Here is a 12000-nt window from a genome sequence, read left to right on the forward strand (position 1 = left end):
CCAAAAACAAAAGCCGCCCGAGGGCGGCTTTTGTGCATCGTCACGAAATGACGATCAGGCGACGATCAGGCGCTTTCGCCGTAGACCGACACGTTGACTTCAACAACCACGTCGGTGTGCAGAGCCACGCTCACCGAGGTGTCGCTCACCACCTTGATGGGGCCGTTAGGCAGGCGAATCTGGGCCTTGGCGACCTTGTAGCCTTGCTTGTTCAGCTCTTCGGCGATGTCGTGGTTGGTCACGGAACCAAACAGACGGCCATCCACACCGGCCTTTTGCGTCAGCTTGACGGTGGTGCCAGCCAGCTTTTCGCCTTGGGCCTGGGCTTCTGCCAGCTTGGCAGCAGCCGCCTTTTCGAGTTCGGCGCGCTTGGCTTCGAACTCGGCCTTGGCCGATTCGGTGGCGCGGCGTGCGCGGCCCGAAGGGATCAGGAAGTTGCGGGCGTAGCCGTCTTTGACCTTGACGATTTCGCCGAGGTTGCCGAGGTTCACAACCTTGTCGAGCAGAATGATTTGCATGGGTTGTGCTCCTTAGATCTTGTGCTGGTCGCTGTAAGGCACCAGGGCCAGGAAGCGGGCGCGCTTGATGGCGGTATTCAGCTGACGCTGGAAGATGGCGCGCGTGCCGGTCAGGCGTGCGGGGATGATCTTGCCGTTTTCGGCGATGAAATCGCGCAGCGTGTCGACATCTTTGTAGTCGATTTCTTCAACACCCGTCACCGTGAAGCGGCAAAAACGCTTGCGCTTGAACAGCAGGGACTGGGTGTTGCGCTTTGGGCGCTTGTCTTTGTTGAACTTCTTGAACGTGGCCATTGCGGACCCCTTGCAAATTAATTTTGTTGAATATCCTGGATGTGGAGCACTGCATTCTTGCCATTGCGTGGCGTGGCCAGAAACCCACTGAAAGTCCAGAGACTTCCGATGTTCTGCCTTGCCAGACGCTCAGCCATTGCACCAAAGGCAACGGCTTTCATGGCGGCCTTGACTTCGCGGGGGTGGCCTGCCTCGTCTTGCTGCGACTCGTGTTCGAGACGCAGCGCAATGGCAGGCAATCCGGCGGGCGTGTAGCGCAGGGCCTCAGCCTCTGCGATACAAGCGGTCAAGACAACGCGGTTCTCCACTCCTCAGGCTGAACTGTCAATCAGCGATCGCCAGAACGCTCGCCACGGTCACCGCCACGGTCGCCAGCAGCTGCGTATTCAGCTTGGCTGACCTTGCGGGCTTCTTCGCGCTCGACAGTCTTCATCATCGAAGAGGGGCCGGTATCGGCCTTCTTCTTCTGCACTGTCAGGTGGCGCAGCACGGCGTCGTTGAACTTGAAGGCGTGCTCCAGTTCAGCCATCACGGCCTGGTCGGCTTCAATGTTGACGCACAGGTAGTGGGCCTTGGCCAGCTTGTTGATCAGGTACGCCAGTTGACGGCGGCCCCAGTCTTCCACGCGGTGCACCTTGCCACCGCCAGCGGTGATCATGCCCTTGTAGCGCTCCAGCATGGCTGGAACTTGTTCGCTTTGATCCGGATGGATCAACAAAATGATTTCGTAATGACGCATGCATACTCCTTCTGGGTAAGACCACCCGTTGCGTCCCAATCTCGTCGATCTTGTCGAGATTGCGCGGTGTGGCAAGGCAAAGCCGGTGATTATAGCCCGCATCTTTGCGGTTTGTACACTCCCGGCCTGACCACTGCCGCGTGGCGTGCCATTTCACGCGACCAAAACGGCGCCTGGCTGCCACAGGCCTTGAAATACGGCCCGCCCGCCCCATTCTTTTCGCGTATCCGTTCGTTTCAAAAAATTCCGATATGTCCGATAACAGCCAGCAATCCCCCAACCAAAGCACTCCCGCCCCCGAAGAAGTCGAAGCCGCCATGGCCGCCCACGCTTCTGACGAAATGGCCCGCCTGCAGGGCGAACTGGCCGAAATCAAGGCAAAAAGCGCCGATCTGGCCGACCAGTTCCTGCGCGCCAAGGCCGAGGCGGAAAACGCCCGTCGCCGCGCAGAAGACGAGGTGTCCAAGGCCCGCAAATTCGGCATCGAAAGCTTTGCCGAAAGCCTGCTGCCCGTAGCAGACAGTCTGGACGCAGCACTGGCCATCCAGAACGCGACGGCCCAGCAACTGCGGGAGGGCTCCGACGCCACGCTGCGCCAGTTGACTGCTGCGCTGGAGCGCAACAAGGTGCTGGCCATCAACCCGGCCGCCGGCGACAAGTTCGACCCCCACCAGCACCAGGCCATCAGCGTGGTGCCTGCCGACCAAGAGGCGAACACGGTGGTGTCCGTGCTGCAAAAGGGCTACTTGATCTCGGAGCGCGTGCTGCGCCCCGCCCTGGTGACGGTCACCGCCCCCAAATAAATTTCTGGAAAACAACTTGAACCCGTTCAAGTTATCCACAAGTTACTAGCTATCCAATCATTCAAACATCGCGGAGAAGAACATGGGAAAAATCATCGGTATCGATCTGGGCACCACCAACAGCTGCGTGTCCGTCATGGAAGGCAACACCACGCGCGTGATCGAAAACTCGGAAGGTGCCCGCACCACGCCGTCGATCGTTGCGTACCAGGAAGACGGTGAAGTGCTGGTGGGCGCCTCGGCCAAGCGCCAGGCTGTGACCAATCCCAAGAACACGCTGTACGCCATCAAGCGCCTGATCGGCCGCAAGTTCACCGAAAAAGAAGTGCAAAAGGACATCGACCTGATGCCCTACAAGATCACGGCGGCCGACAACGGCGACGCCTGGGTCGAAGTGCGCGGCAACAAGATCTCGGCCCAGCAGGTCAGCGCCGACATCCTGCGCAAGATGAAGAAGACTGCCGAAGATTACCTGGGCGAGCCCGTCACCGAAGCCGTGATCACCGTGCCAGCCTACTTCAACGACGCCCAGCGCCAGGCCACCAAGGACGCTGGCCGCATTGCCGGTCTGGAAGTCAAGCGCATCATCAATGAACCTACGGCGGCAGCCCTGGCCTTCGGCCTGGACAAACAGGAAAAGGGCGACCGCAAGATCGCCGTGTATGACCTGGGTGGCGGCACGTTTGACGTGTCCATCATCGAAATCGCCGATGTGGACGGTGAAAAGCAGTTTGAAGTGCTGTCGACCAACGGCGACACCTTCCTGGGCGGCGAAGACTTCGACCAGCGCATCATCGACTACATCATTGCCGAGTTCAAGAAAGAGCAAGGCGTTGACCTGTCCAAGGACGTGCTGGCCCTGCAGCGCCTGAAGGAAGCCGCCGAAAAGGCCAAGATCGAGCTGTCCAACAGCGCGCAAACCGACATCAACCTGCCCTACATCACGGCCGACGCCTCGGGTCCGAAACACCTGAACATCAAGCTCACGCGCTCCAAGCTCGAAGCCCTGGTGGAAGAGCTCATCGAGCGCACCATTGCCCCTTGCCGCACCGCCATGAAGGACGCCGGTATCAGTGTGTCCGACATCAACGACGTGATCCTGGTCGGCGGCATGACGCGCATGCCCAAGGTGCAGGAGAAGGTCAAGGAATACTTTGGCAAAGAGCCCCGTAAGGACGTGAACCCCGACGAAGCCGTGGCCGTGGGCGCTGCCATCCAGGGCCAGGTGCTGTCGGGCGACCGCAAGGACGTGCTGCTGCTGGACGTGACGCCGCTGTCGCTGGGCATTGAAACCCTGGGCGGCGTGATGACCAAGATGATCACGAAGAACACGACCATCCCGACGAAGTTCGCGCAGACCTTCTCGACTGCCGACGACAACCAGCCCGCCGTGACCATCAAGGTCTTTCAGGGCGAGCGTGAAATGGCTTCTGGCAACAAGCTGCTGGGCGAGTTCAACCTTGAAGGCATTCCACCCGCATCGCGCGGAACGCCCCAGATTGAAGTGTCGTTCGACATCGACGCCAACGGCATCCTGCACGTGGGCGCCAAGGACAAGGGCACGGGCAAGGAAAACAAGATCACCATCAAGGCCAACTCGGGCCTGTCGGAAGAAGAAATCCAGCAGATGGTGAAGGACGCCGAGCTCAATGCCGCCGACGACAAGAAAAAGCTGGAGCTGATCCAGGCCCGCAACCAGGGTGAAGCCGCTGTGCACAGCGTGAACAAGAGCCTGGCCGAGCATGGCGACAAGCTCGACGCGGGCGAAAAGGACGCCATCACCGCCGCAGTCAAGGCCCTGGAAGAAGTCCTCAAGGGCGAAGACAAGGACGCCATCGATGCCAAGACCACGGCACTGATGACCGCCAGCCAGAAGCTGGGCGAGAAGATGTACGCCGAATCCCAGGCTGCACAGGCGGCGCAGGCAGCCGGTGGTGCGGATGCGGCAGGTGCATCGGCTTCGTCTGGCAAGCCCGCAGACGACGACAACGTGGTCGATGCAGAGGTCAAGGAAGTCAAGAAGGGCTAAAGCAGCCCCGTTGCTGACCCGAGCCGCCGCGCTGGGCCCCTTTTCAGGGTGCCTGCGCGGCGTTCCTCTTCCAACCAGGCTGATTCATCCATGTCCAAAAGAGACTATTACGAGGTCCTCGGCGTTCCCAAAAACGCTTCCGAGGACGAAATCAAGAAGGCTTATCGCAAGTTGGCGATGAAGCACCACCCTGACCGCAATCAGGGGGATACCGCCAAGGGCGCCGAAGAAAAGTTCAAAGAGGCCAAAGAGGCCTACGAGATGCTTTCGGACGCACAAAAGCGCGCCGCCTACGACCAGTATGGCCACGCCGGCGTGGACCCGAACATGCGCGGTCCTGGCGGGCCCGGTGCGGAAGGTTTTGGTGGCTTTGCCGAGGCCTTTGGCGACATCTTTGGCGACATGTTCGGCCAGCAGGGTGGGCGCGGGCGTGGCGCGGGGGGCCGTCAGGTGTACCGCGGCAGCGACCTCAGCTACGCGATGGAAATCACCCTCGAAGAGGCCGCGCGCGGCAAGGATGCGCAGATCCGCATTCCCTCGTGGGAAAGCTGCGACACCTGCCACGGCAGCGGCGCCAAACCCGGCACCAGTGCCAAGACCTGCACCACCTGCACAGGCAGCGGCACGGTGCAGATGCGCCAGGGCTTCTTCAGTGTGCAGCAGACCTGCCCGCACTGCCGGGGCACGGGCAAGATCATTCCCGAGCCCTGCACCACCTGCTCCGGCCAGGGCAAGCTCAAGAAGCAAAAGACGCTGGAAGTGAAGATTCCGGCGGGCATCGACGACGGCATGCGCATCCGCAGCACCGGCAACGGCGAACCGGGCACCAACGGCGGGCCACCGGGCGACCTGTACATCGAGATCCGCCTGAAGAAACACGACATCTTCGAGCGCGACGGTGACGACCTGCATTGCCAGGTGCCCGTGAGCTTCATCACGGCGGCGCTGGGCGGCGAGATCGAAGTGCCCACGCTGGCCGGCAAGGCCGCCATCGACATCCCCGAAGGCACGCAGGCCGGCAAGCAGTTTCGCCTGCGCGGCAAGGGCATCAAGGGCGTGCGCGCCAGCTACCCCGGTGACCTGTATTGCCACATCGCGGTGGAAACGCCGGTCAAGCTCACCGAGCACCAGCGCAAGCTGCTGCGTGAGCTGGAAGACTCGCTGAAAAAAGGCGGCGGCCGCCACTCGCCCAGCGGCGAAAGCTGGACCGACCGGTTGAAAAACTTCTTCAGCTAAGGACCGCACAGCAGCGCTGCCCGTTGCACCCAAGGCTGCCCCGCTTAGCGCCGGGCAGCCTTTTTTATTGCCCCGGCCCATGCGCCCACGGTGCCCTCGTGCGCCACATGCGCCACCTGCACACGCAGGTCTCAGCCCATTTTTACCAGCGCCCCCTGACCTGCATCACGCGGCCGCCCGCTCCCACCCGCGGCAGCGGCCCCCCTGCGCGCTACGATGGCAGCCATTGGCACGCATGGAGAACTGCAATGGAAGTCAACATCACCTTTCTGGGCGGCGCCAGCACCGTCACTGGCTCGAAATATTTGGTGCGCCACAACGGCCACAGCATGCTGGTCGATTGCGGCCTGTTTCAGGGCTACAAACAGCTGCGCCAGCGCAACTGGCACCCGTTGCCCCTCACGCCGCACCAGATTGACGCGGTGGTATTGAGCCACGCGCACCTGGACCACAGCGGTTACCTGCCCCTGCTGGCTCGCGATGGCTACACCAAATCCATCCACTGCACCCCGGGCACGCGTGACCTGTGCGCCATCCTGCTGCCCGACAGCGGCCATCTGCAGGAAGAAGATGCCGCTTTTCTCAACCGCCACCAACTCTCGCAGCACGCACCGGCGTTGCCGCTCTACACCCGGCTCGATGCGCAGCACTGCATGAAGCAGTTCCGCACCCACGCGTTCCACAAGCCCTTTGAGCCGATTCCGGGCTGGCGCGTGACCTTCACGCCGGCCGGGCATATCCTGGGTGCAGCCAGCGTGCTGCTGGAAGTGGGCGGGCGGCGCATCCTTTTTTCGGGCGACCTGGGCCGGCCCGACGACCTGGTCATGAACCCGCCCGAGGCACCACCCCAGGCCGATACCGTGCTGGTCGAATCCACCTACGGCGACCGCCAGCACGGGCAGGAGGACATCCTGCAAGAGCTGGGCCCCGCCCTGCAACGCCTGTCCCAGCGCGGCGGCGTGGCCGTGGTGCCAGTGTTTGCCGTGGGCCGGGCGCAGGCCGTGCTGCATGCCATCAACCTGCTCAAGAAACAGGGCACCATCGCCCGCTCGCTGCCAGTTTTTCTGGACAGCCCCATGGCCGTGAGCACCACCGGGCTGTTTGCGCACCACACAGGCGAGCACCGGCTCACCGCGCACGAGGCAGACGCCCTCTCGCACACGGCCACCATGGTGCAGACCACCGACGAATCCAAGGCCCTGGCACGGCGCCACGGCCCCATGGTGATCCTGTCGGCCAGCGGCATGGCCACGGGCGGGCGGGTGCTGCACCACCTTGCGCTGTATGCGGGCGACCACCGCAACATGATCATCATCACCGGCTACCAGGCGCCGGGCACGCGCGGCGCGCGCATTGCCAGCGGCGAAAAGACCACCCGCATCCACGGGCAGGATGTGGATGTGCGCGCCGAAGTGGTGCAGCTCACCTCTGCCTCGGCCCACGCCGACGCCAACCAGACCCTGGCCTGGCTGCGCAGCATGGGGCATGCGCCCGACCGGGTGTATGTGGTGCACGGTGAGATGGGCGCGGCCGACATGCTGCGCCAGCGCATCGAACATGAACTGCGCTGGCGTGCCGCGGTGCCCGAGCACGGCAGCACCCTGACCGCCTGAGGGGGCACAAAGCCAGGCGCTTCAGGCAGCATGCTTCAAAAAAAAAGAGCGCTTTGCGCTCGTCTTTATTGGCTTTCACTCATAAAAGCTTCTGAGATGCTTTAAAAGCAAGCGCAAGCAGCTCACTTTTTTGACAAACTAAGCCCTTGCGCGATGAAAACCATCGCGTTTGGCGATGGCAAACACAAAAAATCGGGGTGAAAATCGCAAGTCTTCTCAAAACAAGAAGACTACACACCGCCCCATGAAAAGCTCCGAGCGCAGTTTTGCGCGCCGCATTGATCTCACCTCGCTGCAATTGTTTGTGGCGGTGTGCGAGCTCGGCAGCATTGGCCGCGCGGCCGAGCGCGAGTTCATTGCGGCATCGGCCGTGAGCAAGCGGCTGTCCGACCTGGAAACCGCTGTGGACACCGCCCTGCTCTACCGCCACAGCCGGGGCGTCACGCTCACCCCCGCGGGCGAAAGCCTGTTGCACCACGCGCGCACGGTGCTGTTTGGCCTGGAGCGCATGCAGGGCGAGCTGAGCGAATACGCCGAAGGCGTGCGCGGCCATGTGCGCATGCACGCCAACATCTCGGCCATCGTGCAGTTTCTGCCCGAAGACCTGGGCGCTTTTGCGCGCGCGCACAGCCAGGTGAAGATCGACCTGCAAGAACACCTCTCCAGCGATGTGCTGCACGCTGTGCAGGAAGGCGCGGCCGATCTGGGCATCTGCAACACCGGCGGGCCCGGCGCCGCCGACCTGCAAAGCCGCCCCTATCGGACCGATCATTTGGTGCTGGTTGTGCCTGCAGCGCACGCCCTGTCTGCGCAAGCAGCTATCAATTTTGAAGAGGTGCTGGACTGGGACATCGTCGGCCTGCACGCCAACAGCAGCATCAGCCTGGCCATGCGCGCTGCCGCCGCTGCCGCTGGACGCCCGCTGCGCCAGCGCATCCAGGTCACCGGGCTCGATGCCATGTGCCGCATGATCGACAACGGCTTGGGCGTGGGCCTGCTGCCCGACCGGGCCTTTGCCCTCATGCACGGCGTGGGCCGCCTGCAAGCCATTCCCCTGACCGACCCCTGGGCCCAGCGCGAGCTGCGTGTGGTGGCCCGCGACTTCGATGCCCTGCCCGTGACCGCGCGGCTGCTGGTGGAGCACCTGATCCGCCCGGCTGCTGGCACTTTCACGCCCACCTAAAATCCAACTTATCCACCCCCACGAAAAGAGACCGCCATGGGACGCACCCTGTACGACAAGATCTGGGACGAGCACGTCGTCCACACCGAGGAAGACGGCACCGCCATCCTCTACATCGACCGCCATCTGGTGCACGAAGTGACCAGCCCCCAAGCCTTCGAGGGCCTGCGCGAGGCGGGCCGCAAGGTCTGGCGCATGAGCTCCATCGTGGGCACGGCCGACCACAACACGCCCACCACCGGCTGGGAAAACGGCTACGACGGCATCACCGATCCGATCAGCAAAGAGCAGATCACCACGCTGAACGACAACATGGCGACGATCACGCCAGCCGCGTTCTTCCCCTTCATGCACAAGCGCCAGGGCATCGTGCATGTGATCGGCCCGGAAAACGGCGCCACCCTGCCCGGCATGACGGTGGTGTGCGGCGACAGCCACACCAGCACCCACGGTGCCTTTGGCGCGCTGGCCCACGGCATCGGCACGTCGGAAGTCGAGCATGTGATGGCCACGCAAACCCTGCTGGCCAAGAAGGCCAAGAACATGCTGGTGCAGGTGGACGGCACGCTGGCCAAAGGCGTGACGCCCAAGGACGTGGTGCTGGCCATCATCGGCAAGATTGGCACGGCCGGCGGCACGGGCTACACCATCGAATTCGCGGGCTCGGTGTTCCGCGCGATGAGCATGGAAGGCCGCATGACCGTGTGCAACATGGCCATCGAAGGCGGCGCGCGCGCGGGCCTCGTGGCCGTGGACGACAAGACCATTGAATACGTCAAGGGCCGCCCCCTGTCGCCCACGGGCGTGGAGTGGGACCAGGCTGTGGCGTACTGGAAGACGCTGCACTCGGACCCCGACGCGAAATTCGACACCGTCGTGAAGCTCGACGCGGCAGACATCGTGCCGCAGGTCACCTGGGGCACCTCGCCCGAGATGGTGCTGGGCGTGGACGCCCGTGTGCCCGACCCCGACAAGGAAAAAGACGCCAACAAGCGCGGCGCCATTGAGCGCGCCTTGACCTACATGGGCCTGCAGCCCGGCAAGGCGATCAACGACATCACCATCGACAAGGTGTTCATCGGCAGCTGCACCAACAGCCGCATCGAAGACATGCGCGAAGCCGCCGCCGTGGTGAAGAACCTGGGCCGCAAGGTGGCCAGCAATGTGAAGCTGGCCATGGTGGTGCCCGGCTCGGGCCTGGTCAAGGAACAGGCCGAACGCGAAGGCCTGGACCAGATTTTTGTGGCCGCTGGCTTTGAGTGGCGCGAGCCCGGCTGCAGCATGTGCCTGGCCATGAACGCCGACCGCCTGGAGCCTGGCGAGCGCTGCGCATCCACCAGCAACCGCAACTTCGAAGGCCGCCAGGGCGCTGGCGGCCGCACCCACCTCGTGAGCCCCGCCATGGCCGCCGCTGCGGCCGTGCACGGCCATTTTGTTGACATTCGCCAATTTGCCTGAAGGAGACCTCCATGAAGAAGATTGCCACCCTCATCGCCCTGTCCGCCGCTTTCGTGCTGGCGGGCTGCAACACCGTCAAGGGCGTGGGCCAGGACGTTCAACGGGCCGGAGGCGCACTCGAGCGCGCCGCCAAGTAAAAGAACGCCATGCAGAAATTCACCTTACTCAAGGGCCTCGTGGCCCCGATGGACCGCGAGAACGTCGACACCGACGCCATCATCCCCAAGCAGTTTCTGAAGTCGATCAAGAAGACCGGCTTTGGCGTGAACCTGTTTGACGAATGGCGCTACCTAGACCACGGCGAGCCCGGCCAAGACCCCGCCAGCCGCAAGCCCAACCCCGACTTCGTGCTGAACCAGCCGCGCTACCAAGGCGCCTCCATCCTGCTGGCGCGCAAGAACTTCGGCTGCGGCTCGAGCCGCGAGCACGCACCCTGGGCGCTGGACCAGTACGGCTTTCGCGCCGTGATCGCGCCCAGCTTTGCCGACATCTTCTTCAACAACTGCTTCAAGAACGGCCTCTTGCCCATCGTGCTGCCCGAGGCCACGGTGGCCCAGCTGTTTGATGAAGTGCTGGCCTTCCCCGGCTACCAGCTCACCATCGACCTCGAGCGCCAGGTCATCGTGCGCCCGCAGGGCGAAGAGATCCCGTTCGAGGTGCAGGCTTTCCGCAAATACTGCCTGCTCAACGGCTTTGACGACATCGGCCTGACCCTGCGCCAGTCCGACAAGATCAAGGCCTTTGAAGCGCAGCGCCTGGCGACCAAGCCGTGGCTGGCGCACACCATGGTGTCGTAAGACGGCGCATCACCAAAAATATTAGTTAAATTGGCCTCTAGCGCTTTACCCATAAGCGCTAGCAGCTATCAAAATCAAAGCAAATTCAATGAAAATCGCAGTTCTGCCAGGTGACGGCATTGGCACCGAAATCGTCTCCGAAGCCGTCAAGGTTCTGGAAGCGCTGGAGCTCCCGTTCGAGATGGAATCCGCCCTCGTAGGCGGCGCCGCCTACGAGGCCCATGGCCACCCGCTGCCCGAATCCACCCTGAAGCTCGCCATGGATGCCGACGCCGTGCTGTTCGGCGCGGTAGGCGACTGGAAATACGACAAGCTGGACCGCCCGCTGCGCCCCGAGCAAGCCATTCTGGGCCTGCGCAAGAACATGGGGCTGTTTGCCAACTTCCGGCCCGCCATCTGCTACGAGCAACTGGTGGGGGCGTCGAGCCTCAAGCCCGAGCTGATTGCGGGCCTCGACATCCTCATCATCCGCGAGCTGACGGGCGACATCTATTTTGGCCAACCACGCGGCCGCCGCGTGGCCACCGACGGCCACTTCCCCGGTGCCGAGGAAGCGTATGACACCATGCGCTACAGCAAGCCCGAGATCGAGCGCATTGCCCACGTCGCCTTCCAGGCCGCGCGCAAGCGCAGCAAAAAGGTCACCAGCGTGGACAAGGCCAACGTGCTGGAGACCTTCCAGTTCTGGAAGGACGTGGTCACCGAGGTGGGCCAGCAGTACCCCGACGTGGAACTGCAGCACATGTACGTGGACAACGCCGCCATGCAGCTCGTCAAGGCGCCCAAGACGTTTGACGTGGTGGTCACCGGCAACATGTTCGGCGACATCCTCTCCGACGAAGCCTCCATGCTCACCGGCTCGATCGGCATGCTGCCCTCGGCCAGCCTGAACAGCAAAGGCCAGGGCCTGTACGAACCCAGCCACGGCAGCGCCCCCGACATCGCGGGCAAGGGTGTGGCCAACCCGCTGGCCACCATCCTCTCGGCTGCCATGATGCTGCGCTTCAGCCTGAACCAGGAAGCCGCCGCCCAGCGCATCGAAGCCGCCGTGCAAAAGGTGCTGGCGCAAGGGTTGCGCACGCCCGACATCTACAGCGAAGGCACCACCAAGGTGGGCACCGCGCAGATGGGCGATGCGGTGGTGAAGGCGCTGGCATAAACCTGCCCTCCAGGCGCAGGCATTTATCAAGGGCGGCCAGGTGCCGCCCTTTTTCATGCACGGCTCTTACGCCGAAACACACCGACCACCGTCAGCGGGCGCAAAGCCGCCATCCGCTACAATCTGCACCCATGTTTGTCGCCCGCCCGTTCGCCCTGAACACCGCATCCG

General features: G+C 63.1%; 13 protein-coding genes. 9 read left to right on the top strand and 4 right to left on the bottom strand.

Features of this window, described 5'->3' with window-relative positions:
- Nucleotides 1–65 precede the first annotated feature (65 nt).
- Genes rplI through rpsF form a run of 4 tightly spaced genes read right to left on the bottom strand, consistent with a single transcriptional unit; the run spans nucleotide 66 to nucleotide 1551 of the window.
- The gene (gene rplI / locus DTW89_RS04520) at nucleotides 66–518 is read right to left on the bottom strand and encodes a 50S ribosomal protein L9 (RefSeq protein ID WP_024814430.1); all 453 of its coding nucleotides are present in this window, start codon (nucleotides 516–518) and stop codon (nucleotides 66–68) included.
- 12 nt (nucleotides 519–530) lie between these two features.
- Entirely contained in the window at nucleotides 531–812 is a 282-nt protein-coding gene (gene rpsR / locus DTW89_RS04525) for a 30S ribosomal protein S18 (protein ID WP_005795932.1), read from the bottom strand.
- A 17-nt stretch (nucleotides 813–829) separates the two neighbouring features.
- Entirely contained in the window at nucleotides 830–1120 is a 291-nt protein-coding gene (priB, locus tag DTW89_RS04530; protein WP_024814429.1) for a primosomal replication protein N, read from the bottom strand.
- A 20-nt stretch (nucleotides 1121–1140) separates the two neighbouring features.
- The gene (gene rpsF / locus DTW89_RS04535) at nucleotides 1141–1551 is read right to left on the bottom strand and encodes a 30S ribosomal protein S6 (RefSeq protein WP_114655053.1); all 411 of its coding nucleotides are present in this window, start codon (nucleotides 1549–1551) and stop codon (nucleotides 1141–1143) included.
- Nucleotides 1552–1802: 251 nt separating this feature from the next.
- On the opposite strand from rpsF, the gene grpE reads away from it, so the two are divergent.
- The 9 genes from grpE to leuB all read left to right on the top strand — a co-directional run bounded on the left by grpE (nucleotide 1803) and on the right by leuB (nucleotide 11829).
- Entirely contained in the window at nucleotides 1803–2354 is a 552-nt protein-coding gene (grpE, locus tag DTW89_RS04540; protein ID WP_114655054.1) for a nucleotide exchange factor GrpE, read from the top strand.
- Nucleotides 2355–2436: 82 nt separating this feature from the next.
- Complete coding sequence (gene dnaK, locus DTW89_RS04545; protein WP_114655055.1) at nucleotides 2437–4383, top strand: molecular chaperone DnaK; 1947 nt, start codon at nucleotides 2437–2439, stop codon at nucleotides 4381–4383.
- A gap of 90 nt (nucleotides 4384–4473) precedes the next feature.
- A complete protein-coding gene (gene dnaJ / locus DTW89_RS04550; RefSeq protein ID WP_024814425.1) occupies nucleotides 4474–5619 on the top strand; it encodes a molecular chaperone DnaJ in 1146 nt (381 codons plus the stop codon).
- 248 nt (nucleotides 5620–5867) lie between these two features.
- Complete coding sequence (locus tag DTW89_RS04555; protein WP_114655090.1) at nucleotides 5868–7232, top strand: MBL fold metallo-hydrolase; 1365 nt, start codon at nucleotides 5868–5870, stop codon at nucleotides 7230–7232.
- A gap of 244 nt (nucleotides 7233–7476) precedes the next feature.
- Nucleotides 7477–8415, top strand: coding sequence for a LysR family transcriptional regulator (locus DTW89_RS04560; RefSeq protein WP_024814423.1), 939 nt, complete (start codon nucleotides 7477–7479; stop codon nucleotides 8413–8415).
- Nucleotides 8416–8451: 36 nt separating this feature from the next.
- On the top strand, nucleotides 8452–9873 hold the full coding sequence (gene leuC / locus DTW89_RS04565; protein ID WP_114655056.1) for a 3-isopropylmalate dehydratase large subunit: 1422 nt from the start codon (nucleotides 8452–8454) through the stop codon (nucleotides 9871–9873).
- An 11-nt stretch (nucleotides 9874–9884) separates the two neighbouring features.
- Nucleotides 9885–10010: an entericidin A/B family lipoprotein gene (locus DTW89_RS04570; protein WP_008903921.1), complete on the top strand. Its 126-nt coding sequence runs from the start codon at nucleotides 9885–9887 to the stop codon at nucleotides 10008–10010.
- Nucleotides 10011–10019: 9 nt separating this feature from the next.
- Nucleotides 10020–10670 (top strand): 3-isopropylmalate dehydratase small subunit, encoded by a 651-nt coding sequence (gene leuD, locus DTW89_RS04575; RefSeq protein ID WP_114655057.1) that lies wholly within the window; start codon nucleotides 10020–10022, stop codon nucleotides 10668–10670.
- A gap of 88 nt (nucleotides 10671–10758) precedes the next feature.
- Nucleotides 10759–11829 (top strand): 3-isopropylmalate dehydrogenase, encoded by a 1071-nt coding sequence (leuB, locus tag DTW89_RS04580; protein ID WP_114655058.1) that lies wholly within the window; start codon nucleotides 10759–10761, stop codon nucleotides 11827–11829.
- Nucleotides 11830–12000 lie beyond the last annotated feature (171 nt).

It is taken from the genome of Acidovorax sp. BoFeN1 (assembly GCF_003345135.1).
GTDB classification, from domain to species: domain Bacteria; phylum Pseudomonadota; class Gammaproteobacteria; order Burkholderiales; family Burkholderiaceae_C; genus Acidovorax; species Acidovorax defluvii.